Raw genomic sequence first — 24,955 nt, forward strand, 5'->3', positions numbered from 1 at the left:
ATTTTTGCGAAAATTAACATCTCTCTCCTATTAACGGCATAAAAAAATCGAATAGACAATTATTCGTCTATTCGATCTTTCATCTGTTTTAATATTTTCTTTTCAAGTCTTGAAACTTGTACTTGCGAAATGCCTATGCGCTCTGCTACTTCTGACTGTGTTTGATCTTTATAGTAACGCAAGTATACAATTAAGCGCTCTCGTTCATCTAGTTCTCTAATCGCTTCTTTTAAAGCAATTTTATCGAACCATTTCGTTTCAGATTGATCTGCAATTTGATCTAAAATAGTGATTGGATCTCCATCGTTTTCATATACAGTTTCATGTATAGACGAAGGGGCCCGGCTCGCTTCTTGTGCTAGAACAACTTCCTCTGGCGTTAGTTCTAGTGCCTCTGCCACTTCATTAATCGTTGGAGCCCTTCCGAATTCTTTCGAAAGCTCATCTCTCATCTTTCGAATTTTGTTTCCTGTTTCTTTTAAAGACCTACTAACTTTCACTGATCCATCATCACGTAAGAAACGTTGTATTTCACCAATAATCATTGGAACTGCATATGTTGAAAATTTCACGTCGAAAGATAAATCAAATTTATCTACCGATTTCAAGAGCCCAATACATCCAATTTGAAATAGGTCGTCTGGTTCGTATCCTCGATTAAGAAACCGCTGTACAACCGACCAAACGAGGCGCATATTACTTTGAACGATTGTATCTCTCGCTTGTTGATCTCCATCTTGACTTTTTTGAATTAACGCTTTTAGCTCGTGGTCCTTTAACTGAGGTTTCTTCTTCTCATTTTTGACCTCTATGTCCATAGGCTATTCTCCTTAATTGCATAGAGCGTTACTATTTGATAAGTATTTTGTCAAATGGATTGTTGTCCCGAAAGATTCGTTTGAAATAACTTCTACTTCATCCATAAAATTTTCCATGATAGTAAATCCCATTCCGGAACGCTCTAATTCAGGTTTAGTTGTAAAAAGGGGTTGTCTCGCTTCATCTAAGTTAAAGATTCCAATCCCTTCATCTCGAATCGTGAGTTTCACCATTGCTTCTTCCAAAATTACAGAAATATAAACAATACCTTCTGCATTTCCTTCGTATCCATGAATAATTGCATTTGTAACCGCTTCTGACACAACTGTTTTAATCTCCGTTAATTCTTCCATCGTTGGATCTAGTTGTGCAATGAAAGCCGCTACTGTAACGCGAGCGAACGATTCATTTTGACTTAATGCTGAAAATTGAAGGTTCATTTCATTTCTCATCTATGCCACCCCCAACGTCGCGAGCGCGTGCGCTTCACTTTCTTCTAAGCGAACGATTTTGAATAAGCCCGACATTTCAAATAAACGCTTAACAGGCGGTGAAATTGCACAAACAACCATTTCTCCACCTAATCCCTTTACGTGTTTATATCGGCCTAATATAACACCTAGACCAGAACTATCCATAAAAGATAAGTTCTCTAGGCTCAAAACAATATGATGAACACCATGTGTCTCAATCATATCTGTTACTTTCGTTCGCAACTCTTCAGCCGTATGATGATCTAATTCACCCTCTAGTCTCACACATAGGACGTCACGTTTTACTTCTAATTGCATGGAAAGACTCACACGATTTCCTCCTTATGCTCAAACTTTACTTATTCACATACATAAAGATTTTCGTGATACAAAATAAGAATCCTTCCTGCTGACAAAAGAAGAACTATTTCGTCATAAAGTGAAACCTTTCAGCATTATTCACTTACATACGAATAGAAAAGCGGCAAAATATTTGCCGCTATTTTGATGTTGAAAACATCCCAAAACTTCTTTTAAATAACTCCCACCAGCTCGCTGCAGCAACATCTTCTTTTGCTACAATTGTTTGTTTTAATAAAACATCTTTATCTTTTTTAATAACAAGTGTACCAAGCGCGTCACCTTTTTTAATCGGTGCTTTTACTTTCTTTTCAGCAATTACTTCTTGTTTTACCTTGTCCATATTCTCGCCCTTCTTCATAAGAAGAGAAACATTATCTGATGCAACTAAATCTACTTTTTCTTTTTTCCCTTTCCCTACTTGAACTGTCTTAATTTTTTCGCCGCGCGTATACAATTTCTTTGTCATATATTGACCAAATGCGTAGTCAAGAAGCTTCGTCACTTGGTTGTTCCGTTCTTTTGATGTTGGTGCTCCCATGACAACTGAAATGACACGCATGCCATTTTTTTCAGCCGATGCTGTTAAACAATATTTCGCTTCTGTCGTAAAACCTGTTTTTACTCCATCTACGCCAGGATAAAAACGTACTAGCTTATTCGTATTAACAAGCCAAAACTTTTTATCCGTATCTTCACGTAAATAATCTTCGTACTTACCTGTGTATTTACGAATAAGTGGATACTTCATCAATTCTCTCGCCATTATAGCCATATCATTTGCTGTCGAATAATGGTCTTTGGCCGGAAGACCTGTTGGGTTTTGAAAATGTGTATTTTTCAGCCCTAGATCTTTCGCCTTTTTGTTCATCATATTTACAAATCCTTCTTCTGAACCTGCGATATGCTCGGCTACTGCAACAGATGCGTCATTTCCAGATGCAATTGCAATACCCTTTAACATCTCGTTTACAGTCATCTCTTCCCCAGGTTCTAAAAAGATTTGCGATCCACCCATTGAAGCTGCATGTTCGCTCGCTCTAACTTTATCGGTCAGTTTTAGTTTTCCTTTTTCAACTTGTTCCATAATTAAAAGCATTGTCATAATCTTTGTCATACTAGCAGGTGGTAATTTTTCATTTGGGTTTTTATCAAATAAAACTTTACCTGTATCTTGCTCAATTACGATTGCTGACGACGCTTGTTCCGCTAACTTCGGTGTTGTTTCTTCTGTTTTCTCCTGCTTCGTTTTCTCAGATTGTGCGAAACTCACTGAAGTTCCAGAAAGCAATAACATGAAACAAACAAGTATTCCAAAAACTCGCTTCATGACTAACCCTCCATTCTATATCAGACCTATTTTTTCCAATTTACCTTTTTTTAATACCAAATTTTTCTAACATTTTCAGTTGACAAATATATTCGTCCCCTATATTGTATTAAGTGTATTACATACAGTAGTACACTTAATACATATGAGGAAGGAGACATTGCTCTTGCATATTCAACTTGACCCAAGAAGCAACACTCCGATATGGGAACAAATTGTTCAAAATATAAAAGAACTCGTATTGAAAAACATGTTGGCTCCAAGTGATAAACTTCCTTCTGTGCGCGAACTCGCTTCTTTACTCGTTATAAATCCAAATACAGTGAGTAAAGCGTATCAAGAGTTAGAGCGACAAGGAATTATTGAAACGTTACGAGGAAAAGGAACATTTGTATCCCAATCGATTACCCCAACATTAGACGAAAGGAAAATCGCTATGGTTGAAAAGCAATTTCATCAATTACTATTAGAAGCCTCTTATCTTGGTATTACGAAAGATAAAATTCATGATTGGATAGATTCATACTATAAAGAGATTGGAGGGAATACGGATGTTGAAAGTGACAAGCTTGAAGAAAACAATTGATAATCAAACAATTTTAGACGATGTTTCTTTCACATTGCAAAGAGGGAGTATCATCGGATTACTCGGAAGAAACGGCGCGGGAAAAACAACTTTATTGCGAACGATGGTCGGCATTTTGGACCCAGACGAGGGAACTGTTACATATGAGGATATCGACATCCATAAAAATCCTGAAACGAAACAAAAAATCGTATATGTTCCTGATTCTACTAATATACTGAACGGCTATACGATAAAAGAAATCGTAAAGTTTTATAAAGAAGTTTATACCGCATTTGATGAAACACATTTCTATGAACTGTTAGAACGTTTTAACTTACCAAACAAACGAATTCGTAGCTATTCAAAAGGCATGAAAGCACTGCTCGCCATCATTTTAGCCGTTTCTACAAAGGCAGAATATATCATTTTAGATGAACCGACAAATGGACTTGATCCTATCGTGAAAAGGAAAATTTTACAGTTTCTCGTTGGAGAAGTTGCAGAAAAAGAGATTACCATTTTCATCTCCACTCACCATTTAGATGAAGTAGAACAAATTGCAGATACAATTATTATATTAAAAGGCCATACTATCTCGTCTATTACATCACTAGACGATGCAAAATCACGATTTGCTAAAATACAAGTTGCTTATGAACGTTCACTACCTCAAAAACTAGAAAACTTAAGCAATATTAAAATATTAAATCAAACAGGAAAAGTATATACAATCTTAATCGAAGGAAATGTGGCAGCTACATTAGAAAAGTTTCATAAAGAACAGCCACTGCTCATTGAAGAATTAGCCATGTCGCTCGAAGATATTTTTATCACAACGTTTGAGGAGGATTCGCATGTTTCATAAAGCTTTATGGATAAGGCAATGGAAGCAAGGAAAATATATAATTCTATTATTTTGGTTAATTAGTTTATATCAACTACCTTATAAATATTATCAAGAAGCGCAAATGCAGCTAAAACAATCAAAAATGAAGTTTGATGACTATGCATATTACTACTCCTACTATTTTCACGCATCTGATGGTGCCGTCCTCTTTCAAGGAGTTACTCTTATTGCACTTGCTTGTCTTTTAATTGGGTGGGAACGTAACAATCAATCAACTGATTTTCTCTTCTCAATGCCTTTTAAACGAAAAGATATTTTTTTAACAAAATGGTGGCTTGGTGTTTTGAATATTATTACAGTGCAAATTGTTTGCTGGCTTAGCATGTACGGAATAAAGAACATGTCGTTTCACAATGAGTATCAAATCTTTACTCCGTTCTATAGTTACTTTCTATATGCTACGGTTGTACTTATCGCTATTTATACATTCACCTTATTTATCGGAACCATTACTGGACATATATTCTCTCAAAGTAGTTTAGCTATCATTCTATTATTTTTACCATACGGTTTTGGATTGTTAATTTCCGGATTCATTTATTCCCATACACAATGGTCTTTAGATGCAATGGGAGAAATAGAGCAACGTACTCATGAGTACTTGCAACATATAGATATCATTTCACCATTAGAATCTTTTTCTATTACTTATGATTACCACCCGATAGAAACATTTGATAACTATGGCAATAAACTTTCTAGTGTACCACAGGACAATCCAATGGAGCATACTTTTGTACCTTCTCCTTGGACACTATTAACACCATCTGCTTACATCATTATCTTTTTATCAATGGCAACCTTTCTATACACACGTACACCAAACGAACAAAACGGAAAAATACTATTGTTTCCTAACTTGCAAAAATGGTTCATGATTTGCACTGTTCTATGCTTCGGACTGCTTGGCGGTAGAATATTAGGTGGACGAGATGCACTTCTGTCTTATTATGTTGGATTTTTCCTATTCGCTATCATAAGTTACTTCATTTTTACACGTCTATTAAAATTGAAGTTTGCTTTTGGAGGGAAATAAACATACATTAAGGTGATGAATACATGTTTCAAAAAGCATTATAGATGTGAAACTATAAAAACGGAACAATGGCATTAATAGAAGCTGACAAAAGAAAGATGTTATGAATTATTTAACTCTTATATTAACTAAATAAAAAGGCATTGCACAAGAGCAATGCTTTTTATTATATATGTCCCTATCTAAATAAAGAGGTTATTTCACATTCTCTCTCCTATCCCCGTACACCATCTCTTCTTTCATCCCAAATCCATCACCATTTTGCACAATTTGCTCTGTCGGTGCAACTACACTTTCAGCAATTTTCCATTCCCCACGCTCTTTCACGAATACTTGTAGAAAATAGTTCATGCCATCTAATTGATATGCATTTTCTTTTTTCACATTATAGTGAATCGCAATGTAGTACACTTGAATATTTTCTTTTCCTATTTTTGATACGTATTGCGATAGTCTCGGTATATAGAGTGCTGCTTTCTGAAAAGATAGTTGCTTCGCTTTAACAAGCGATGAACTTGTTACATTACGTAATGTGTCCTGATTACGAATATTATCGCTATGGTGGAATAATACTGCGTTTTGCATAGAACGAACCCATAATTTCGAATATAAGACTGTATTATCGGTTTCAATGTACTTCACTTCTTTTCGTACCACTTGGATAGGCGTATCTGCGTACGTAAATGTTTGAAAATAGAAAAAACCACCAAATAAAATGGTAAGTGCAGCAATATATTTCATAATCTTTCCTCCGATCTTTTAATTAAAGTATCGGAGTTTCAAAATATTTTTATTCAAAAGAAAAAGGATAGGAATGCTTTCGCTTCCTATCCTCATTTATTATAATACGCGGCCAAATAGTTCTAAGACCATTTCTATTTCTTGGTCGCTCCAACCTTTAAATCTCTCTTTATAATATTCTTTACGCACAGCTTCAAGTTTTTCAGTTACTTCTCTTCCGTGCTCTGTAATTTCTAAATACACGATTCGACGATCTGAATTAGAACGTTTTCTTTCTACTAATCCTTTTCGTACGAGACGATCTGTAACAGCTGTAATATGACTGGAGGTTACGTTTACTTCACTCGCAATTTGCGAAGCCATCTGTGGACTCTTTAAAAATAACGCACGTAATACAGAAAATTCATTATATGGCATATGTTCTGCAAAACGTGTATTAATATCATTTTGTAATAAACGTATCATTTTTCGAAATGATGCAGATAAATCTAAAATCAGTGTTTCTCTTTTTTCGTTCAATAGCCTCGTCCCTTTTTTATCATATTTACACATATTATAATCTATAAATACCTATGTTGTACATGCTTTCTTTCCTCAACATTCTCATTTATGTAACTTTTTTCATATAAATTTCTTTTTTGTTCACACATATACATATAAAAAGGATGGTGATGGAAAATGCAGGGTGGAATGAATCCTTATTTACACAACGTACGCACAGCTAATACTGGTAAAGAAGCTACTATTACTGTACAAGGCGAAGGCGTTGTCAAAGCAAAACCGAATGTTGTTATATTAACGCTTGGCATTCGAACAGATGATAAAAATGTAAAACAGGCTCAAGAAGAAAATGCAGTGCAATCCAAACAATTGCTGGATGCACTTAAACAGCTTGGTATTGCCGATAAAGATATAGAAACGATTTCTTATACAATTACTCCTCAATACGAATATGTAAATGATAAAGCATTGCTACAAGGATACCGCGTGGAGCATTTGTATGAAATTACCGTTTTAAATGTACAAAAAGCTGGGGAAGTATATGATATAGCCGTTTCAAATGGCGCAAATGTAGCAAAAGGTTTACGTTTCCGAGTATCTCATCCAAATAAATATTATGAGCAAGCTCTCATTCAAGCTCTGCACCAAGCAGTAGAAAAAGCTCGTGCTATTGCGAGTACATATAATTTAAATATTAATCCTGTTCCCCTCTCATTCGTCGAAGAATCTGCCCAATTACCACGGGAGGTTACGTCTTATGCTACTTTACATGCGCAAGCAGCCCCTCCCATTCAATCGGGTGAATTAGAAATCATTTCATCCATACGGGCTATTTTTACGTATTTATAACGAATTCTCTTTACAAGTAAACGTTATCATTTTACTTGTTGTAAAAACATGATGTTCTGATATAATAAAGAACGGTGAGCTCTTACATAAGAGATATCACGGGTGGGAGAGGGATATGAAAAAGAAGGTTTAACATGAAAGGAATACTTGAAAGAACATTTAAATTAGGTTTACACGAAACATCACCAAAACAAGAAGTATTAGCTGGAGTTACGTCATTTTTCACAATCGTATATATTATGATTGTAAATGCATCAATCTTATCAGATGCTGGCATTCCTCTTGAAGCTGGAATTTTAGCAACTGTTTTTAGTTCATTTGTCGGATGTCTACTCATGGCATTTTGGGCAAATGCACCTGCTATTCTTGTCCCGGGTATGGGTGTAAATGCATTCTTCACGTACACAGCTGTGCATACGCTTGGACTAACTTGGCAAGAAGCATTGGCTGCTGTCTTTATCTCTGGTATTATTTTTGCAATTGCCGCTTTTACACCAATCGCTCGCGTGCTATCAGTATCAATTCCAAAGTCATTAAAGGAAGCGATTACTGTCGGCATCGGATTATTTTTAGCGTTTATCGGATTGCAAAAAGGTGGTTTAGTCGTTTCGAACCCAAATACTGCTGTGGCAATGGGGAAATTAAGTAATCCTGTCGTTCTTGCGACATTACTTACTCTTATAATTGCACTTGTATTATTTATTCGTAACGTACGTGGAAACTTTTTATGGACGATTGCAATAGGAACTGGTATCGCCTGGCTATTTGGTCTTGTGGATACGAGTCAAGTGGGAAATAGTTCATTCTCATTCGCTAATTACGGTGATGTGTTTGGAGCTATGTCATTTGGGAAACTTTCTTCCTTACCATTTTGGATTGCAACATTCTCTTTAAGCATGGTGCTTATCTTTGAGAACATGGGACTTCTGCACGGTTTATTAGAAGATGATCGTAAATTCCCACGTGCTTACCAAGCCAATGCAATTTCAGCAATGACATGTGGTCTATTTGGCACAAGTCCTACCGTTTCAACAGTAGAAAGTGCCGCAGGTATTACTGCAGGTGGTAAGACAGGTCTGACGTCTATCGTTACTGGGTTGCTATTCTTTGCATCACTGTTTGCTCTTCCATTTGTCAAATTAATTCCTGATAGTGCCATTGCACCAATCTTAATTATTATTGGCGGTCTGATGATTACAAGCATTCAACAAATTCCTCTGAATGACTTTTCAGAAGGATTTCCAGCATTCTTAATTATCGTTATGATCCCGCTCACATATAGTATCGCTGATGGCATTGCGTTCGGATTTATTGCTTACCCTATCTTAAAAGTTGCTCTTGGAAAGCGTAAAGAAGTCGCACCATCTATGTATATCATTACATGCTTATTCTTAGCTATGTTTGTATTACATGCTATTGGTTAAAAAAACACCGAGGAAATCCTCGGTGTTTTTTTACTTAAACCATCCTTTTTTATAAAACCAGGCCATCATTCCGCCGCCAATTAGTGCCATAATAAGTAGACAAATAAAATAACTATATTGTCCACCAAGCTCTGGCATATGCGTAAAGTTCATTCCATATACTCCCGCAATAAATGTTAATGGCATGAAAATAGTCGAGAATACAGTTAATGTTTTCATAATGTTATTCATATGATGTGAGTTTAATGAAAAATAACTATCCCGAATATCTGCTGTTAACTCTCGGCTTGCCTCAATCATTTCTGTTAGTTTAAGCAAATGATCATGTATATCTTTAAAGTAAATTTCATGATCACTTATACCGTAAAAACGAGTCGAATTTAAAATACGATATAATAAATCACGCATCGGAATGATTGTACGCCTTAGCTTTGATAAATCTGTACGTATATCAAATACCTCTTCTAATACACTTCCTGCTGTCTCCCCCGTTAAATTATCATCAATTGCATTTAAATGATCCTCAATGTAATATACAGGCGCAAAATAGTCATCTACAATTTGGTCGATAATTGTATGAGCTACGTGTAAAGGACTATTTTTAATACGCTTCTTTTCTCCAAGTGTTTTCCATACTCTTTCGATTGCATTGTTATGAGAAAAGTGGAAAGAAACAATATAACGATCACTAATAAATAAATCGATTTCGTGCGGTTCTAGTCCATCTTCCCCAAATGCATGAAGTACTAAAAAGTTATATCCATCATAAAAATCAACTTTTGGCCTCTGTACATATTCTATACAGTCTTCAATTGCAAGGGGATGGAACTTAAAATGGTCTTGCAGAATATATGTATACTCTTCTTTCGTTGGCTTATATAAATCTAGCCAATACCATACAATATGGTCTTTCTTTGTTTCTTCTAGAGAAACATCATATAATACTTCATCTGTTTTTGTTACTGCACAAATTCTAATCATAATTTCACCCATTATTATTATAAACAAAAAATAGTAAAAAAAGCCAAGGAGAAATCTCCTCAGCTTTTTTTTATTACTTCGTTACGATACCGTGTACTAAAGTTGGTGCATCTACGTGTTCTTTAGAGATCTTCATGTTCTCATAAATTTTCGCTTTTACATCTTCAACATTTTCGCGGTTTGCGTAAATTGTAACGAGAGATTCACCTTGCTTCACGCTATCGCCTACTTTTTTGCGCAGCATTAGACCAACTGCTAAATCAATTTCAGACTCTTTCGTTGCACGTCCTGCTCCTAAAAGCATTGCTGCTGTTCCGATTTCGTCTGCAACGATTTCTGATACATATCCGTCTTCTTTCGCTTCCACTTCAATTTTAAATTGTGCTTGTGGCAATTTAGAAGGGTCATCAACAACAGATGCGTCGCCGCCTTGCGCTGATAAGAACGTTTTAAATGATTCTAGCGCTTTTCCGTTGTTCATTACTTCAATTAGCTTTTCACGTGCATCTTCTAAAGATGAAGCTTGTCCAGCAAGGTACACCATTTGACTTCCAAGTGTTAAACATAGCTCTTCTAAATCTTTCGGCCCTTTACCTTGTAATGTATCAATTGCTTCTTGAACTTCTAATGCGTTACCGATAGCTTCACCGAGTGGTTGACTCATATCAGAAATAACTGCCATCGTGTTACGACCAACGTTATTACCGATGCGTACCATTGCTTCTGCTAAACGTTTTGCATCTTCGTCCGTTTTCATAAATGCACCTGCTCCAGTTTTTACATCAAGAACAATTGCATCTGCACCAGCAGCAATTTTTTTACTCATAATCGAACTTGCAATAAGCGGAATTGAGTTTACTGTTGCTGTCACATCACGAAGTGCATATAGCTTTTTATCAGCAGGTGTTAAGTTACCACTTTGACCGATAACAGCGATTTTGTTTTCATTTACAAGACGCATGAATTCATCGTTTTCAATTTCCACATGGAATCCTGGAACTGCTTCTAATTTATCAATTGTACCACCAGTATGTCCTAAACCGCGTCCAGACATTTTCGCTACTGGTACATCTAAAGCGGCTACTAATGGACCTAATACAAGTGTCGTTGTATCACCAACACCACCTGTTGAATGCTTATCTACTTTTACACCTTCAATAGCTGATAAGTCGATTGTATCACCGCTATTTACCATTGCCATCGTTAAATCGGCACGCTCTTGATCGTTCATATCTTGGAAGAAAATTGCCATTGCAAGTGAACTTACTTGATAATCAGGAATATCACCATTCGTATATCCTTCAACAATAAAGTTAATTTCTTCTGTCGTTAATGCATGTCCGTCACGTTTTTTTGCAATTAGGTCCACCATTCTCATTGTGAAGTCACCCCTTCATTTGTTTTACGATTGCTTTTACTAATGCTAAGAAGTTAGCTTTAACACGTTCTGTCGTTTCAATTACTTCATCGTGGTGAAGTGGTTGATCTAAAATACCAGCTGCCATATTTGAAATACAAGAAATACCTAACACTTTCATACCAGCATGACGCGCTACAATTACTTCAGGTACTGTTGACATACCAACTGCATCTCCGCCAAGTGTACGAAGCATACGAATTTCAGCAGGTGTTTCATATACAGGACCTGTCATTCCTACGTATACACCTTCTTGTACTTTAATATTTAAGTCTGCTGCAACTTGTTTCGCCATTTCGCGAAGTTCTACTGTATATGATGTAGACATATCAGGGAAACGTACGCCCATTTCAGAATCATTCGGTCCGATTAATGGATTCGTACCCATGAAGTTAATGTGGTCTGAAATTAACATAAGATCGCCTGGCTCAAATGATGTATTTACACCACCAGCTGCGTTTGTTACAACTACTGTTTCTACACCTAGTTCTTTCATAACACGAACTGGGAATGTTACTTTTTGCATGTCGTATCCTTCATAGAAGTGGAAACGTCCTTGCATTGCTACTACTGTTACACCTTGAAGTGTACCAAATACTAGTTGACCTGCATGGCCTTCTACAGTTGATACTGGGAATTCAGGGATTTCACTGTAAGGTACTGTTACTGCGTTCTCAATTTCGTCTGCTAATACACCTAGTCCTGATCCAAGGATTAGTCCTACTTGTGGTGTCTCTTGAAATTTCTCTTTTAAGTATGAAGCTGATTTTGTAATAAGTTCACGATTCATTTGTTTATCCCCCTATTTCTTTAGCTCGTTTAAGAAGCTTGTTCCGTATTCTGGCATTTTCACACCGAAGTTTTCTGCTACTGTTGCACCAATATCAGCAAATGTTTGACGAAGTGGTAATTCTTGTCCGCCTTCTTTCATGCTTGGGCTATATGCCAATAATGGTACATATTCACGTGTATGGTCAGTACCAGGGTGAATTGGATCATTACCGTGGTCTGCTGTAATTAATAATAGATCATCTTCTTTTAGTTTTGCGAATACTTCTGGAAGACGTGCATCATATTCTTGCAGAGCTTCTCCGTATCCTTGTGGATCACGGCGATGGCCGAATAATGCATCAAAGTCAACTAAGTTTAAGAAGCTAAGACCTGTAAAGTCCATATTTAATGTATCTACAAGCTTATCCATTCCATCCATGTTAGACTTCGTACGAAGTGATTCAGTTACCCCTTCACCATCATAAATATCAGAGATTTTACCGATAGCAATTACATCGTAGTCACTATCTTTTAATTCATTCATTACTGTACGGCCGAATGGTTTTAATGCATAGTCATGACGGTTTGGTGTACGTGTAAAGTTTCCAGGTTCACCAACGAATGGACGAGCAATAACACGACCTACCATGTATTTCTCATCTAATGTTAATTCACGTGCAATTTTACAGATTTTATATAACTCATCAAGTGGCACTACTTCTTCGTGTGCTGCAATTTGCAATACGCTATCAGCAGAAGTATAAACGATTAAAGAGCCTGTTTCCATTTGCTCTTGACCAAGTTCATCAAGAATCTCAGTTCCAGAAGCTGGCTTATTACCGATAATTTTACGGCCTGTTTTTTCTTCTAATTCATCAAGTAATTCTTTCGGGAATCCTTCCGGGAACACTTGGAATGGTGTATCAATGTAAAGGCCCATGATTTCCCAGTGACCTGTCATTGTATCTTTACCAGTAGATTTCTCTTGCATTTTTGTGTAATATCCAAGTGGTTTCTCTACTTTAGAGATACCTTTCATTTCTCGAATGTTACCAAGACCTAATTTCACCATGTTAGGCATTTGTAACCCATTCATATGTTCAGCAATGTGACCAATTGTGTCAGATCCTAAATCACCAAATTGCTCAGCATCTGGTGCTTCACCGATTCCCACAGAGTCCATTACGACTAGGAATATACGTTTATATTTATTCATAACTGCGCCCTCCTATAAGTTCAGTTCTACTTCTTGTAGTATGTTCAAAACGCTATAAAGTGAAACTGTTATCAAAAAGAATTCTCATTGTCAAACAGTACTTCTTTAAATCATTTTCTAACCTATTTCGTTTACTTGAAACGATTCAAAAACATTTCTAGTTTTTCTAAGTCAGATGTCAGACATCTGATACTGATATCATAACATGTTTACGCTTTCTTTTTAATACATTTTCGTAGAATTTCTTATTTTCTTCACACTTCTATTGTAATCCATTCTGCAACGAAGTGCTAATTTTTTTATGATTTATTTCTTCATATTAAAAATAAAAAGTAGCTCTAAAGAGCTACTTTTTATTTTACTTCTATTGTTTCTTCTTTATGTTCATGCAATTCGCCTTTTCTTACATGTACTTTCACTTTGTAAGCACCGTTCTCTTTGAAAGTATGTTTCGTTTCATACTCTCCTTTATTTCCTTCTTTCGCTGGAATAAATTCGTGTTTTTCAACACCATCTTTCCAAATCTCTAGTTGTACTTCAGCACCAGTTAATGCTTCTTCTTTTTGCTTTAAATGAACTTTCATTGTAGATTCAGCATTTGCCTTTATGTCTCCAGCCATAAGATGGATCATTGTGTCACTTTTATGATCTCCATGTCCTGCACTGTGATCACTATTTTCTTTTTTTGCATCTTCTACTTTCGCATTTCCTACAGCAACTTTTACTTCTGGCATAACGTGCATTTCACGTGCATTTGTGTGAGCGATAATATGGTATACTCCATCCGTTTCGAATGTTTTCTCTACTGCATAAACACCTTTTCCTTTATGCTTACCATCTAACATCTCGTGTTTTTCGTCGCCATCTTTCCAAATTTCAAACTTTACATCATCGGCATCCGTTACTTTTTCTTTCCCTTGTGTAACAAGTGCTTGTACTTCTGTTTTTTCACCTGGTTTAATTTCTTTCGGATTTGTTTGTACTGCTACTTTTACAGCTTCAAGTTTCTGTTCTTTTTTCGGTTCTTCTTTGTTTGTATTACAGCCAGCCAACGCTAGCATCGCGATAAATAAAGTTATAATCAGTTTTTTCATCATCATTTCCTCCTTTATACTTTATTTAGTATAGAGGAAATACATTGTAATATTCCAGTCTTCTGCTGAAAACAATATACGAAATGTTTGTGAAGTTTCTGTGAAGCGGTCTTCCCCTCTTAATCTATGAAAAAAGAGCATAGTAACTATGCTCTCGGATGAAACTGTTTATATACATCTTTTAATCTAGTTTTTGAAACGTGCGTATAGATTTGAGTCGTTGAAATATCTGCATGTCCAAGCATTTCTTGTACAGCACGTAAATCTGCTCCATTTTCTAATAAGTGCGTAGCAAACGAGTGACGCAACGTATGAGGTGTAAGCTCTTTTTCAATATTTGCTTCTTTCGCTAATCGTTTTAATATTTTCCAAAATCCTTGTCTTGATAAACGATTACCATGATGGTTTAAAAAGAGTGCATCTACTACTTTTTTCCCCATTAATTCTCTTCTTCCTTTTTCAATATACTTTTGAATCGCTTCCGTTGCTAAACTTCCTAGTGGAATAATTCTTTCTTTATTCCCTTTCCCTATGCAACGAACAAATCCCATCGTTAAATGTACATCTTCTAAATTGAGTGCAATCAATTCTGAAACACGAAGTCCTGTCGCATACAGTAACTCTAGCATCGCCTTATCACGAATCCCAAAAGCACTTGTCATTTTTGGTGTTTGAAGTAACGCCTCTACTTCATCAACTGATAATACTTTTGGTAATTTCCGTTCCCCTTGTGGCGTTTCAATATGTACGGATGGGTCGTGTTCTACCGCTCGTTCACGAAGTAAAAATTGGTGGAACGAACGAATTGATGCGATATGACGCGCCAATGTTTTCGAAGATTTTCCGTTCTCTTTTAAATACTGCAAAAAATTAACAATGTGTAAACGGGTCACTTCATGAAAAGTTTTCGTCTGTTCCACATTTTGCAAATACTTTACGTAGCTTTTTAAATCCCGTTCATAAGATACTACTGTATTCTTTGCTAATCCTTTTTCGACAACCATATAATGAATAAAATCTTTTAATTGATCTTCCACTCTACACTACTCCCCATTTTCATAGAAAAACATCATTCTATTTACGAAAGCATCCTTTGCCGGTTCTTCATTCCCTGATACTTTTTCTACAGTCTCTTCTTTAGGTTTTTCATAACGATGATAGCTTTCATATTCTTCATTTATCCATAGTATAGCGAAATAAAACAAAATCGTACAACTTGTAAATAATAAAAATACTTTTATTCCATCAAAAGTTAATTTTAAAGCTCGGCGCATTGTAAATTCCTCCAAAATATAAGTTATTACAACATATGCCAAGCTTTCACCAATTTATACCTTATTCAAATAAAAAACCTCTTCCTAGATAAATAGGAAAAGGTTATTTTTCATCCGTTTCATTTTCTTGACAATTTTTACAAATCCCATGGAATGTTAAACGATGATCTTTCACCTTAAAGCTCCAGTCTCGTTCTACTTTCCTTTCCACTTCACCAAGTAAATCTTCTTGTATTTCTTGTACAGCACCACATTGTGTACAAATCAAATGATGGTGGAAACGCTGCGCACCTTCTTGGCGTAAGTCATAGCGTGAAACACCGTCTCCGAAGTTAATCTTATCGACAACTTTTAACTCAGATAATAGTTCTAAAGTTCGATAGACGGTTGCTAATCCGATCTCTGGCGACTTTTCTTTTACAAGGAGGTAAACATCTTCTGCGCTTAAATGATCTTCTTCATTTTCTAGCAGCACACGAACTGTTGCTTCACGTTGCGGTGTTAATTTGTAGCTCGCTGCATGTAATTGCTTCTTAATTCGTTCAATTCTTTCTTCCATTCGGTACTACTCCCTCCTCGCCACTCTTACACCATTATATCAGAAGAAGGGCTTCTGTCAAAAGAAAAAAACAATAAAAACAAATTGATAATTATTCTCAAAAAGTATTTATTTTTTATTAATAGCCTCAACGACTTCTTTCATTAAAACTGGTGATGCGTAAGCCTCCACACTAGAAGCAAGTGCTAACACCACTCCAATTACGAGAAAGAAGCATGTATAACGGATTAATAATGGTAATAGTGGCTCGGTTATTTTTCTAATAAATTGATGCCTAATCATCCGTAAAGAAAAACTTGCAGCAATTGTTGTCATAACGAGAAAGACTGGAATGATAATTAAATTTTGTGGCAAAACAGATACAAATGCTAATAATAATCCATTCCATCCATGCTGACTTACTAAAAAACCAACTGTAAATCCAACGACAACTCCTTTTACAAATAATAAAATAAAAATAAGTGGTAATCCAATAATTGAAATCCCTAAAATCCAAATAAATCCGATGTATTTTAATTGCGAAAAGTAACTTTCTCGAAACATTTCGCCCGCAATGGCAAATTCTCCTTTAGAGACTTGTCCAAAAAAACGTTGTAAATAAAATGATAAATCTTGTTTTTGATTGATTTGTAAACTATTCACCAGAATAGCTCCGAATATTACTCCCATCAATAATAAAACGGCGTTAAATATATATAATGAAGAGTTTTCCTGTATGTGAGACATTACACGGTCTTGCCAATTTTTTCGCCACATTTTTCTTCCCTCCGTTCACACTCTTATTAAAAATGTATGAAAGAAAGAAAAAAGTATGACGAATTAACATTGAAATTCCGCTCTACTTTGCTAAACTAAAAAGTAGAGAATAGGAGGGATTTCTCTTGAAACCATTATTATTAGATTTTCCAACATTATTTCAAACTGAACGCTTGCAAGTTCGTAAACCATTTCCAGGTGATGGTGCAGAAGTATATGAAGCAATCCAAGCTTCTCTAGAAGACTTAGTACCGTGGATACCAATTAACGCTGAAACAGAAGAGAGTGCTGAAGAAATTGTTCGCGAAGCTCACGGACAGTTTTTACTTCGTGAAACACTTGATTTTCACTTATACGATAAAGTATCTGGTACATTCATCGGAGCAATTACACTAAAGCCTGAAAACTGGGATATTCCAAAGTTTTCACTTCACTTCTGGCTACATAGTGCCTATACAAAACAAGGCTATATGACCGAAGCTGTTAAAGGTGCAATTCAGTTCGCCTTTGATAAACTAGGCGCTAGAAGAATTGAAATTCGTACTGATGCAACAAATATAAATGCATGTAGCTTAGCAGAACGTCTAGAATTCATTCTAGAAGGTACAATGGAAAATGATTTCCTAGCACCAGATGGTAGCTTACGTGATGCACGTGTATATGCAAAAATCAATTAAAAAACACTCGCCTTTGGCGAGTGTTTATTTTTGTAGTTGTAAATATTGTACTGCAAACATCGTCTTCGCATCATGAATACGAAGATCTTTCATAAGAGTAATCGCTTCTTCTAACGATACTTCCATTAATTCCACAAACTCATCTTCATCTAACTCAGCTTTATTTTCTTTTTTTGTCAAACCTGTCGCTTTATATACATATAAAATTTCATCTGCGAATCCTGGAGATGTATAGAAAGAAGTAATGAGCTCCATATTTTCACATACATATCCTGTTTCCTCTTCTAATTCACGAACTGCTGTTACCTCAGGTTTTTCACCAGGTTCTAACTTACCAGCTGGAATTTCTATAATCGCCTTTTCAAGCGCTTTACGATACTGCTCAACAAGCACAATTTTCCCCTCATCAGTAATAGCAATAATAGCAACTGCACCAGGGTGATTTACAATTTCACGTTTACTCATTGCTCCATTTGGTAATACTACATCATCAACACGAACTTTTATAACTCTACCATCAAAAATCGGCTCAGTTTTTACTGTTCTCTCTGCAAGATTACTCATACTACTTCATCTCCCTGTTCTATTTCCTATTCTTTCCTCATACATTTTACCACATTGAAAGGAGCGTGATAGAAATGAAAGTTTATATTTTACCAAATCGCGTCACTTTAGTCGGAAAAGCATGGCAAATTCGCCATAAGCTAAAGCAATATAGCAAAGAGTATACAACTGTACAAGAGTGGATTACAGCAAATAAAGTGAAACATTAATCATGCTTTTACGGGCAGTTAATGCGAAACGAAAAGTAAACGTTTGTCAACCTCTTTTCCCTCTCGTACAATAAAGGTAAGGAGGTTGACCTATGAAAAAACGTCAATTAGGAAACTCAGATTTATTTGTTACAGAAATGGGCCTTGGCTGTATGTCTCTCGGTACATCTGAAACAGAAGCTATGCATATTATCGATGAAGCAATCGATTTAGGAATTAATTTTTTTGATACAGCAGATTTATATGATTACGGATTAAATGAAGAATTTGTTGGAAAAGCCTTGAAGGGAAGAAGAGACCAAATTGTTCTTACAACGAAAGTTGGAAATCGTTGGACAGAAGAAAAAAATGGCTGGTCTTGGGATCCTTCTAAAGCTTACATAAAAACTGAAGTAAAGGAAAGTTTACGTAGACTTCAAACTGATTATATTGATCTTTACCAACTTCATGGGGGAACGATTGAAGATCCAATAGATGAAACAATTGAAGCTTTTGAAGAATTGAAAAAGGAAGGTATTATTCGCCATTATGGTATTTCTTCTATACGCCCAAATGTCGTTCGTGAGTATGCAAAACGCTCAAACATCGTTAGTGTACTAATGGAATATAGCCTTTTAAATCGTCGTCCAGAAGAATGGTTTCGCCTTCTGAATGAACACCAAATTAGCGTCATTGCCCGCGGGCCACTTGCAAAAGGAATTTTAACTGACAACAATGCAATAAAAATAGAAAGAGTAAAGGACAAGGATTATCTCTCTTATTCTTACGATGAATTACATACAACTCTAGCGAGTGTAAAAGAAACGATTGGAGAACGCTCTTTAACAGGAACAGCTATTCAATATTGCTTACATAATAAGACTGTTGCAGCTGTTATACCTGGTGCAAGCTCGCTTCAACAATTACAGGAAAATATACGAGCTAGCCAACAGTTACCTTTAACGAAAGAAGAATATATACAACTTCAAAAGATTGTTAAATATGACACATATGCTTTGCATCGTTAAAAATATCGAATTACCGATAAACAGAAGACTGTCTCCAGTATTAGGAGACAGTCTTTTTTATAACGTATCATATTTATCAGGATTCGTTCCTACATGTAAATCACGATTCAACGTGTTAATTTGACGTATCTCTTCTTCAGTTAGTGCAAAATCAAAAATAGTAAAGTTTTCTTCAATACGAGATGGTGTAACAGATTTAGGAATTGTAACAATTCCGCTTTGAATATCCCACCTTAATATAACTTGTGCAGGTGTTTTTTCATATTTGTTAGCAATAGCCTGAATGATTGGATGCTGGAATACTTCTCCGCCCCTCATTAACGGACTCCATGCTTCCATTTGAATTTGCTCATCTTGACAATAATTGCGCAACTCAAATTGCGTCAACATCGGATGAAGTTCCACTTGGTTTACCATCGGCTTCACTTTGCAATTTGGTAATAATAGTTCTAAATGATGTTTATGAAAATTAGAAACACCAATCGCGCGCACTTTACCTTCTTCATACAATTTCTCCAAAGCTCGGTACGTATCAACATACTTCCCTCTTACCGGCCAATGTATTAAATATAAATCTACATAGTCCATTTGTAATTTTTTCAAACTCTTTTCAAACGCCTCGAGTGTCTCCTCATATCCTTGATCGTCGTTCCATACTTTTGTTGTTATAAATATATCTTCTCTTGGAATTCCTGATTCACGTATCGCCTCTCCGACACCGCTTTCATTTTCATATACAGTTGCTGTATCAATCGAACGGTATCCAACTTCTAACGCTGTTTTTACTGCTTGCTTTACTTCGTCTCCTTCTTTCGCTTTATATACGCCTAGACCAATCATCGGCATTTTCACGCCATTATGAAGTGTAGTTGTTGGAATATGCACAGTCGTCTCCCTTTCATTGTTACATTTTTTATAAGCCACAACTTTATTTCAACAAGATTCATCCCAAAAGTCAAAACATACGTACAGTTTACATAACACTTTTATATAGCTAAAAAATAACGTGAACTCATTCATTTAAGTTATTTTCTCTCCATTCTTTCGCTTTTTCATCCACATTGCGCACAAACTCATTTTTCCCTTCCGTATATAACGTGCCATCATATGTATACTTTTCGGCTAATTCTCTCTTTAAGGTTGCATATGCCTCTGCTTCTTCACAATGAGCCATCATATAATCACGAAACGCTAAATGCCTTACAATCTCTGGATTTCCTTTTTCAAACACGTGTAAATGATACGAACGTTTTTCTTCAGTTCCATGAATAAAATATCGGCGTCTTGAAATACCATTTTCCCCTTTTACGATGTAACCAAGCTCTATAAATCGTTCATTCCACCCATCTACTCTTTCGATATTTTCTACTTCCATGATCATATCAATAATAGGTTTAGCTGCCAGTCCGGGCACTGACGTACTTCCAATATGATGAATTTTCACCGTTTCTGGCATCGCTGTTTTTAATCTTTCAGCCTCCATTTGAAATTTTTCACTCCAATGGTTTTCATGTGGAACAACGATAATTTTTCTCATTCTAACTCCCCTTTTCTTACAAGCTCGTCAAAAAATGATCAGTGAAATACCACTGATCATTTTTTATTATTTAAAGTCTTTCCAAGTAAGGTTACTTTCACTTAGCAGTTCTTCAAATGATTTATTCTTTTCACGTTCTTTTTGTTCTTGGCGCTTTCTTTCCAGTTCAGCTGCCTCTTTTTCCTCTTCCCTCACTTGCAACTCTTTCTTCTTACTCTTTAATTGTTGCATGAGTGAATCATTTAATTGATCGCCTAATGTAAGTGTTTCTTTCTTCGGTTGATTCACTTGTGATTGTCTTTGTATTTGTCTTTGTTTCTTTTTCTTCATGCTACTCACCTTTTACTTTTTTCTCCATTATAGTAGATACACGATGAAATCGACAATAAAAAAAGGTCTTCACTCTATTATTCACTTTTTGTAAATATGTTAATTTTTCGAAAAGACTAAATTTTTATGTAGCTATAATCCTATGAATCTATTAAAATTATGTCGTATGATGTCAGATTATAAAAAAAGGAGAATTATATTATGTGGAAAAAAATTATTCCTGCCGTTGCTGTTTTAAGCACCATTACTTTTTCAAGCGTATTTGCCGCTCCCCCATCTCAGAATCCAGCTGAACAAAACCGCTACATAGACGTACAAATGCTTGGTATTAATGATTTCCATGGACAACTAGATACTGTTAAAAAAATCAATAATAAAGAAGCTGGTGGCGCTGATTACTTAGCTACTTATTTAAAAGAACGTAAAAAACAAAACCCTAATACACTTCTCGTACATGCTGGTGATATCGTCGGAGCTAGTCCACCAGTTTCAGCATTATTACAAGATGAACCGACAATTGAATTTTTAAATGACTTAAAATTTGATGTCGGTACAATCGGAAACCATGAATTTGATGAAGGTATTGATGAAATGCAACGCCTCATTTACGGTGGATATCATGAAAAAACAGGGAATTTCAAAGGGGCTAACTTCCCCTATGTAGCTGCTAACTTCTACAACAAATCAACTGGCCGCTTATTTTTACCACCGTTTACTGTAAAAATGGTAGATGGTGTTCCTGTAGGATTCATTGGGGTTGTTACAACTGATACACCAAATGTCGTTATGCCTACGATGCTTAACAATGTACAAATTACTGATGAAGTAGAAGCAATTAATAAATCAACACAACAATTAAAACGTCTCGGCGTTAAATCTATCGTCGTTCTTGCTCATGTCGGTGGAACAACCGATGAGTCTGGGGTAACAAATGGCGATCTTACTCGAATTGCAAATGAAACAGACCCAGAAGTTGATGTTATTTTCGGTGGACATAGTCATACGTATGTAAATGGTACAGTAAATAATAAACTAATTGTCCAAGCAAATTCATACGGAACGGCTTTCTCAGACGTGGATGTAACAATTGATCGTAAAACAAAGGATATTGTAAAGAAAAAAGCTGAAGTTGTTACAACCTATCATGAAGGTGTAGAACCTGATAAACAAGTAAAGAAAAAACTAGATCAATATAAAGAAAAAATTGCACCACTTGTAAATGAAGTAGTCGGAAAATCTACAGCACCTATCGACCGTAAACAAAATGATGCTGGTGAGTCCACTCTTGGAAATTTAGTTGCCGATGCTCAGCGTCAAACGATGCAAACTCAAATCGCCCTCATGAATCCTGGTGGCATTCGTAATGACTTAGATGCTGGTGATATTACGTGGGGTGAGTTATACGGCATTCAACCTTTTGGAAATCAATTAATTAAAGTAGATTTAACAGGTCAAGACATTCGCGATATTTTAAATCAGCAATGGCAAAAAGGAACAACAAGAATGCTTCAAATTTCAGGTATTCAATATACGTGGGATGCAAATAAACCAAACGGTGAAAAAGTTACAAATATACGTTTAACAAACGGAGAAGAATTATCTCCATCTAAAATGTATAGCGTAGTTGCAAATGCCTTCTTAGCTTCTGGCGGTGACGGATTCGTATCATTTAAAAATGGTAAAAATGCAGAAACTGGTCCAAACGACTTTGAAGCGTTAGTCGATTACGTAAAACAATTAAAAGAACCAATTCAGCCAGTTATTGATGGAAGAATTCAAAAAGTAAATTAAGTGTTTCTCTAATAATAAATTTCATTTTTCACGCCATAAAGGATTTATACTGATCCTCTATTTTATACGTAATATACATCATAAAAAGGATACTCGTTCTTCCAATGAACATAGTATCCTTTTCTTTAGTTATTAAAATGTGATGTTTTGTCAACTTCATATTGCTGTAAAAATTGGTGCAACGCCTCTTCTACAAGTTTAGATTTTTGAATTCCTTTCGATTCTGATATAAGGTCCAATTGTGATAATATTTCTGTATTAATAGAAAAGGTTCGTCTCTTCTTCTCTGTACTTTTACTCATAATTGGTACAATTACTTCTTCTCTTTTTCTTAATAATTCATAAATGCTTTGTAATTGCTCATAAATTAACAATTGATAATCTGTTTTCTCATATTGAAGGGCGGTCGCTTCTTGGAGTTGTAAGTGACGTGGTTCTTCTCCATCTCCTACAAAAATACGTTTCTTCTGCTCTCCATCATATTCGTATCCAATCAATCTTAATTTCTTCGATAATGTATACGGGCTTATTTCAAGACGTTTTGCTATAATAGCGATGGGTTCACGTCTATTTAAACCATCTATAATTTCTCCAATCGTCACAATTTCCCTCCTCCCGTGTTGAAATGACACTAGTATGGTATGTTACAATGATTTTCTAACAGTATATGCAAAATGAATAGCCTGTGCGATTCATACGATTTCACAAAAGGAGGTTTTCAATATGCTTTTTCGTAGCTACACCCCTCAGTTCTATAATGAAAACAAACAACTCATTCCTAACAGTATCGCTACGATAGAAAGCGTTATGATTAATAATCGAAAACAAACTCTCCTTATGCGTGGACAAAACGTAGAGCAACCTATTTTATTATGCTGTCACGGCGGACCTGGGATGGCACAAATCGGATTTATTCGCCATTTTCAAAAAGAATTAGAGAAGCAATTTATTGTTATTAATTGGGATCAGCGCGGGGCTGGTAAATCCTTTTCAATGAAAGATTTCGGAGCAAATTTCACAATCGAACAATTCGTTTCCGATGCAAAAGAAGTGATTCAATATGTACTTAAAAGGTTCAACAAACAAAAACTATTTCTCGCTGGTCATTCTTGGGGAAGTATCATTGGGCTTAACATAGCACATCAATATCCAAAGTATATTGAGGCTTACATCGGTATTGGGCAAATTGTACATATGAAACAAAATGAAGAATTGCTATATCAACATTTAATTCGTTCTGCAAAAAAACATAATCATAAAAAAGCATTAGCTTCCCTTTTAAAATTAGGAAAGCCACCATTTTTAGATACGAGACGTCTCATTATTCAAAGAAAGTGGCTTGGCACATTCGGAGGCGCAATCCAAAATGGATCTTCCTTTTCTTTCATACGAAAAGGTTTCTTTTCTCCTGAGTACACGCTATTAGATTGGTTCAAGTTTCTCGCAGGAAATTTAAAATCTGGCGTTTTATGGGAAGAAATGCTGACAATCGATTTCTTTTCTTCTATCTCAAGTTTATCTATTCCAGTTTATTTTTGTTCTGGTCGCTATGATTATCAAACTCCTTATGCACTCGTTCAGGAATATTGCGATATTATTGAAGCGCCTATAAAAAAGATGATTTGGTTCCCAAACTCAGCACATTCTCCTGATCTAGAAGAACCAGAATTATTCGCCAATTCTTTGCAATCAATTAAACAAGAGCTAGCTTTTCAGCATTAGTCACAAAAGGCTCTTTTACATTTCATAGAAAACATTTTATAA

At 35.7% G+C, this 24,955-nt stretch carries 30 protein-coding genes; 10 read left to right on the plus strand and 20 right to left on the minus strand.

Translation table 11 applies throughout. The features are described from left to right. Window positions 1–59: 59 nt before the first annotated feature. The 4 genes from sigF to dacF all read right to left on the minus strand — a co-directional run bounded on the left by sigF (window position 60) and on the right by dacF (window position 2,982). On the minus strand, window positions 60–818 hold the full coding sequence (gene sigF / locus DN407_RS20145; RefSeq protein ID WP_000350729.1) for an RNA polymerase sporulation sigma factor SigF: 759 nt from the start codon (window positions 816–818) through the stop codon (window positions 60–62). Between the two features lie 12 nt (window positions 819–830). Continuing rightward, window positions 831–1,271: an anti-sigma F factor gene (gene spoIIAB, locus DN407_RS20150; RefSeq protein ID WP_001243398.1), complete on the minus strand. Its 441-nt coding sequence runs from the start codon at window positions 1,269–1,271 to the stop codon at window positions 831–833. Beyond that, window positions 1,272–1,622 (minus strand): anti-sigma F factor antagonist, encoded by a 351-nt coding sequence (gene spoIIAA, locus DN407_RS20155; RefSeq protein ID WP_000059135.1) that lies wholly within the window; start codon window positions 1,620–1,622, stop codon window positions 1,272–1,274. Between the two features lie 169 nt (window positions 1,623–1,791). After that, window positions 1,792–2,982, minus strand: a complete 1,191-nt coding sequence (dacF, locus tag DN407_RS20160) for a serine-type D-Ala-D-Ala carboxypeptidase DacF (RefSeq protein ID WP_000831998.1) — start codon at window positions 2,980–2,982, stop codon at window positions 1,792–1,794. 166 nt (window positions 2,983–3,148) lie between these two features. Here dacF and DN407_RS20170 point away from each other — a divergent pair, with 166 nt between their 5' ends. From DN407_RS20170 to DN407_RS20180, 3 genes are read left to right on the plus strand one after another with little or no spacing between them, the layout of a single operon-like run. Next, window positions 3,149–3,568, plus strand: coding sequence for a GntR family transcriptional regulator (locus DN407_RS20170; protein ID WP_000548027.1), 420 nt, complete (start codon window positions 3,149–3,151; stop codon window positions 3,566–3,568). After that, window positions 3,534–4,415 (plus strand): ABC transporter ATP-binding protein, encoded by an 882-nt coding sequence (locus DN407_RS20175; protein WP_097842602.1) that lies wholly within the window; start codon window positions 3,534–3,536, stop codon window positions 4,413–4,415. Before DN407_RS20170 ends, DN407_RS20175 begins: the two co-directional genes overlap by 35 nt. Further along, entirely contained in the window at window positions 4,405–5,493 is a 1,089-nt protein-coding gene (locus DN407_RS20180) for an ABC transporter permease subunit (RefSeq protein WP_000468501.1), read from the plus strand. The genes DN407_RS20175 and DN407_RS20180 overlap by 11 nt, the downstream gene beginning before the upstream one ends. 195 nt (window positions 5,494–5,688) lie before the next feature. Here the strand turns inward: DN407_RS20180 and DN407_RS20185 are convergent, their stop codons facing one another. Together DN407_RS20185 and DN407_RS20190 are read right to left on the minus strand one after the other, a co-directional pair. Further along, window positions 5,689–6,234, minus strand: a complete 546-nt coding sequence (locus tag DN407_RS20185) for a hypothetical protein (RefSeq protein ID WP_000873785.1) — start codon at window positions 6,232–6,234, stop codon at window positions 5,689–5,691. 99 nt (window positions 6,235–6,333) lie between these two features. Next, a complete protein-coding gene (locus DN407_RS20190) occupies window positions 6,334–6,753 on the minus strand; it encodes a MarR family winged helix-turn-helix transcriptional regulator (protein ID WP_001003305.1) in 420 nt (139 codons plus the stop codon). A gap of 159 nt (window positions 6,754–6,912) precedes the next feature. Here DN407_RS20190 and DN407_RS20195 point away from each other — a divergent pair, with 159 nt between their 5' ends. Further along, the gene (locus tag DN407_RS20195; RefSeq protein ID WP_001161448.1) at window positions 6,913–7,584 is read left to right on the plus strand and encodes an SIMPL domain-containing protein; all 672 of its coding nucleotides are present in this window, start codon (window positions 6,913–6,915) and stop codon (window positions 7,582–7,584) included. Window positions 7,585–7,718: 134 nt separating this feature from the next. After that, window positions 7,719–9,008 (plus strand): NCS2 family permease, encoded by a 1,290-nt coding sequence (locus DN407_RS20200; RefSeq protein WP_000676240.1) that lies wholly within the window; start codon window positions 7,719–7,721, stop codon window positions 9,006–9,008. 30 nt (window positions 9,009–9,038) lie between these two features. On the opposite strand, the gene corA is transcribed toward DN407_RS20200, so the two are convergent. The 9 genes from corA to spoIIM form a co-directional block, all read right to left on the minus strand. Continuing rightward, window positions 9,039–10,001, minus strand: a complete 963-nt coding sequence (corA, locus tag DN407_RS20205; protein ID WP_002005674.1) for a magnesium/cobalt transporter CorA — start codon at window positions 9,999–10,001, stop codon at window positions 9,039–9,041. A 61-nt stretch (window positions 10,002–10,062) separates the two neighbouring features. Beyond that, window positions 10,063–11,367 (minus strand): pyrimidine-nucleoside phosphorylase, encoded by a 1,305-nt coding sequence (locus DN407_RS20210; RefSeq protein ID WP_001243069.1) that lies wholly within the window; start codon window positions 11,365–11,367, stop codon window positions 10,063–10,065. A 7-nt stretch (window positions 11,368–11,374) separates the two neighbouring features. Next, window positions 11,375–12,196, minus strand: a complete 822-nt coding sequence (locus tag DN407_RS20215; protein WP_001078446.1) for a purine-nucleoside phosphorylase — start codon at window positions 12,194–12,196, stop codon at window positions 11,375–11,377. Between the two features lie 12 nt (window positions 12,197–12,208). Beyond that, window positions 12,209–13,393 carry a phosphopentomutase gene (deoB, locus tag DN407_RS20220; protein WP_001046079.1) on the minus strand — a complete coding sequence of 395 codons (1,185 nt, stop codon included), beginning with the start codon at window positions 13,391–13,393 and terminating at the stop codon, window positions 12,209–12,211. A gap of 353 nt (window positions 13,394–13,746) precedes the next feature. Next, the gene (locus DN407_RS20225; RefSeq protein WP_000733456.1) at window positions 13,747–14,487 is read right to left on the minus strand and encodes a FixH family protein; all 741 of its coding nucleotides are present in this window, start codon (window positions 14,485–14,487) and stop codon (window positions 13,747–13,749) included. A gap of 146 nt (window positions 14,488–14,633) precedes the next feature. After that, complete coding sequence (xerD, locus tag DN407_RS20230; protein ID WP_000390088.1) at window positions 14,634–15,524, minus strand: site-specific tyrosine recombinase XerD; 891 nt, start codon at window positions 15,522–15,524, stop codon at window positions 14,634–14,636. A gap of 6 nt (window positions 15,525–15,530) precedes the next feature. Next, a complete protein-coding gene (locus DN407_RS20235) occupies window positions 15,531–15,761 on the minus strand; it encodes a YqzK family protein (RefSeq protein ID WP_001250432.1) in 231 nt (76 codons plus the stop codon). Between the two features lie 103 nt (window positions 15,762–15,864). After that, window positions 15,865–16,320, minus strand: a complete 456-nt coding sequence (fur, locus tag DN407_RS20240) for a ferric iron uptake transcriptional regulator (protein ID WP_000392657.1) — start codon at window positions 16,318–16,320, stop codon at window positions 15,865–15,867. A gap of 108 nt (window positions 16,321–16,428) precedes the next feature. Continuing rightward, window positions 16,429–17,046, minus strand: a complete 618-nt coding sequence (gene spoIIM, locus DN407_RS20245) for a stage II sporulation protein M (protein ID WP_013142149.1) — start codon at window positions 17,044–17,046, stop codon at window positions 16,429–16,431. Window positions 17,047–17,201: 155 nt separating this feature from the next. Here spoIIM and DN407_RS20250 point away from each other — a divergent pair, with 155 nt between their 5' ends. Continuing rightward, a complete protein-coding gene (locus DN407_RS20250) occupies window positions 17,202–17,753 on the plus strand; it encodes a GNAT family N-acetyltransferase (protein ID WP_000803479.1) in 552 nt (183 codons plus the stop codon). 24 nt (window positions 17,754–17,777) lie between these two features. Here the strand turns inward: DN407_RS20250 and DN407_RS20255 are convergent, their stop codons facing one another. Further along, the gene (locus DN407_RS20255; protein ID WP_000067041.1) at window positions 17,778–18,317 is read right to left on the minus strand and encodes an NUDIX hydrolase; all 540 of its coding nucleotides are present in this window, start codon (window positions 18,315–18,317) and stop codon (window positions 17,778–17,780) included. Between the two features lie 74 nt (window positions 18,318–18,391). Between DN407_RS20255 and mciZ the strand changes: the two genes are divergently transcribed. Both mciZ and DN407_RS20265 read left to right on the plus strand, forming a co-directional pair. After that, window positions 18,392–18,526, plus strand: a complete 135-nt coding sequence (gene mciZ, locus DN407_RS20260) for a Z-ring formation inhibitor MciZ (RefSeq protein WP_000870302.1) — start codon at window positions 18,392–18,394, stop codon at window positions 18,524–18,526. A gap of 92 nt (window positions 18,527–18,618) precedes the next feature. Further along, window positions 18,619–19,533 carry an aldo/keto reductase gene (locus DN407_RS20265; RefSeq protein WP_098283369.1) on the plus strand — a complete coding sequence of 305 codons (915 nt, stop codon included), beginning with the start codon at window positions 18,619–18,621 and terminating at the stop codon, window positions 19,531–19,533. A gap of 57 nt (window positions 19,534–19,590) precedes the next feature. Here DN407_RS20265 and DN407_RS20270 read toward each other — a convergent pair whose 3' ends face one another. From DN407_RS20270 to DN407_RS20280, 3 genes are all read right to left on the minus strand, one after another. After that, window positions 19,591–20,418 carry an aldo/keto reductase gene (locus DN407_RS20270; RefSeq protein WP_000547991.1) on the minus strand — a complete coding sequence of 276 codons (828 nt, stop codon included), beginning with the start codon at window positions 20,416–20,418 and terminating at the stop codon, window positions 19,591–19,593. A gap of 127 nt (window positions 20,419–20,545) precedes the next feature. Further along, complete coding sequence (locus DN407_RS20275) at window positions 20,546–21,070, minus strand: GrpB family protein (RefSeq protein ID WP_001226445.1); 525 nt, start codon at window positions 21,068–21,070, stop codon at window positions 20,546–20,548. Window positions 21,071–21,136: 66 nt separating this feature from the next. After that, complete coding sequence (locus tag DN407_RS20280) at window positions 21,137–21,400, minus strand: YqkE family protein (protein WP_000727548.1); 264 nt, start codon at window positions 21,398–21,400, stop codon at window positions 21,137–21,139. A 201-nt stretch (window positions 21,401–21,601) separates the two neighbouring features. Here DN407_RS20280 and DN407_RS20285 point away from each other — a divergent pair, with 201 nt between their 5' ends. After that, window positions 21,602–23,191, plus strand: coding sequence for a bifunctional metallophosphatase/5'-nucleotidase (locus DN407_RS20285; RefSeq protein WP_000265548.1), 1,590 nt, complete (start codon window positions 21,602–21,604; stop codon window positions 23,189–23,191). Between the two features lie 125 nt (window positions 23,192–23,316). On the opposite strand, the gene DN407_RS20290 is transcribed toward DN407_RS20285, so the two are convergent. Then, window positions 23,317–23,793, minus strand: coding sequence for a ribbon-helix-helix domain-containing protein (locus tag DN407_RS20290; protein ID WP_149216610.1), 477 nt, complete (start codon window positions 23,791–23,793; stop codon window positions 23,317–23,319). 121 nt (window positions 23,794–23,914) lie between these two features. Here DN407_RS20290 and DN407_RS20295 point away from each other — a divergent pair, with 121 nt between their 5' ends. Continuing rightward, window positions 23,915–24,913 carry an alpha/beta fold hydrolase gene (locus tag DN407_RS20295; RefSeq protein ID WP_000898975.1) on the plus strand — a complete coding sequence of 333 codons (999 nt, stop codon included), beginning with the start codon at window positions 23,915–23,917 and terminating at the stop codon, window positions 24,911–24,913. The last annotated feature ends 42 nt before the right edge of the window (window positions 24,914–24,955 follow it).

The sequence above is a fragment of the Bacillus sp. JAS24-2 genome (genome assembly GCF_008274905.1).
GTDB lineage: Bacteria > Bacillota > Bacilli > Bacillales > Bacillaceae_G > Bacillus_A > Bacillus_A cereus.

Coding starts and splice junctions, on each gene's coding strand:
- sigF (WP_000350729.1), bottom strand. CDS start 818: ATGGACATAGAGGTCAAAAATGAGAAGAAGAAACCTCAGTTAAAGGAC.
- spoIIAB (WP_001243398.1), bottom strand. CDS start 1,271: ATGAGAAATGAAATGAACCTTCAATTTTCAGCATTAAGTCAAAATGAA.
- dacF (WP_000831998.1), bottom strand. CDS start 2,982: ATGAAGCGAGTTTTTGGAATACTTGTTTGTTTCATGTTATTGCTTTCT.
- DN407_RS20175 (WP_097842602.1), top strand. CDS start 3,534: ATGTTGAAAGTGACAAGCTTGAAGAAAACAATTGATAATCAAACAATT.
- DN407_RS20180 (WP_000468501.1), top strand. CDS start 4,405: ATGTTTCATAAAGCTTTATGGATAAGGCAATGGAAGCAAGGAAAATAT.
- DN407_RS20185 (WP_000873785.1), bottom strand. CDS start 6,234: ATGAAATATATTGCTGCACTTACCATTTTATTTGGTGGTTTTTTCTAT.
- DN407_RS20195 (WP_001161448.1), top strand. CDS start 6,913: ATGCAGGGTGGAATGAATCCTTATTTACACAACGTACGCACAGCTAAT.
- DN407_RS20200 (WP_000676240.1), top strand. CDS start 7,719: ATGAAAGGAATACTTGAAAGAACATTTAAATTAGGTTTACACGAAACA.
- corA (WP_002005674.1), bottom strand. CDS start 10,001: ATGGGTGAAATTATGATTAGAATTTGTGCAGTAACAAAAACAGATGAA.
- DN407_RS20210 (WP_001243069.1), bottom strand. CDS start 11,367: ATGAGAATGGTGGACCTAATTGCAAAAAAACGTGACGGACATGCATTA.
- DN407_RS20215 (WP_001078446.1), bottom strand. CDS start 12,196: ATGAATCGTGAACTTATTACAAAATCAGCTTCATACTTAAAAGAGAAA.
- deoB (WP_001046079.1), bottom strand. CDS start 13,393: ATGAATAAATATAAACGTATATTCCTAGTCGTAATGGACTCTGTGGGA.
- DN407_RS20225 (WP_000733456.1), bottom strand. CDS start 14,487: ATGAAAAAACTGATTATAACTTTATTTATCGCGATGCTAGCGTTGGCT.
- DN407_RS20235 (WP_001250432.1), bottom strand. CDS start 15,761: ATGCGCCGAGCTTTAAAATTAACTTTTGATGGAATAAAAGTATTTTTA.
- fur (WP_000392657.1), bottom strand. CDS start 16,320: ATGGAAGAAAGAATTGAACGAATTAAGAAGCAATTACATGCAGCGAGC.
- spoIIM (WP_013142149.1), bottom strand. CDS start 17,046: ATGTCTCACATACAGGAAAACTCTTCATTATATATATTTAACGCCGTT.
- DN407_RS20255 (WP_000067041.1), bottom strand. CDS start 18,317: ATGAGTAATCTTGCAGAGAGAACAGTAAAAACTGAGCCGATTTTTGAT.
- mciZ (WP_000870302.1), top strand. CDS start 18,392: ATGAAAGTTTATATTTTACCAAATCGCGTCACTTTAGTCGGAAAAGCA.
- DN407_RS20265 (WP_098283369.1), top strand. CDS start 18,619: ATGAAAAAACGTCAATTAGGAAACTCAGATTTATTTGTTACAGAAATG.
- DN407_RS20275 (WP_001226445.1), bottom strand. CDS start 21,070: ATGAGAAAAATTATCGTTGTTCCACATGAAAACCATTGGAGTGAAAAA.
- DN407_RS20280 (WP_000727548.1), bottom strand. CDS start 21,400: ATGAAGAAAAAGAAACAAAGACAAATACAAAGACAATCACAAGTGAAT.
- DN407_RS20285 (WP_000265548.1), top strand. CDS start 21,602: ATGTGGAAAAAAATTATTCCTGCCGTTGCTGTTTTAAGCACCATTACT.
- DN407_RS20295 (WP_000898975.1), top strand. CDS start 23,915: ATGCTTTTTCGTAGCTACACCCCTCAGTTCTATAATGAAAACAAACAA.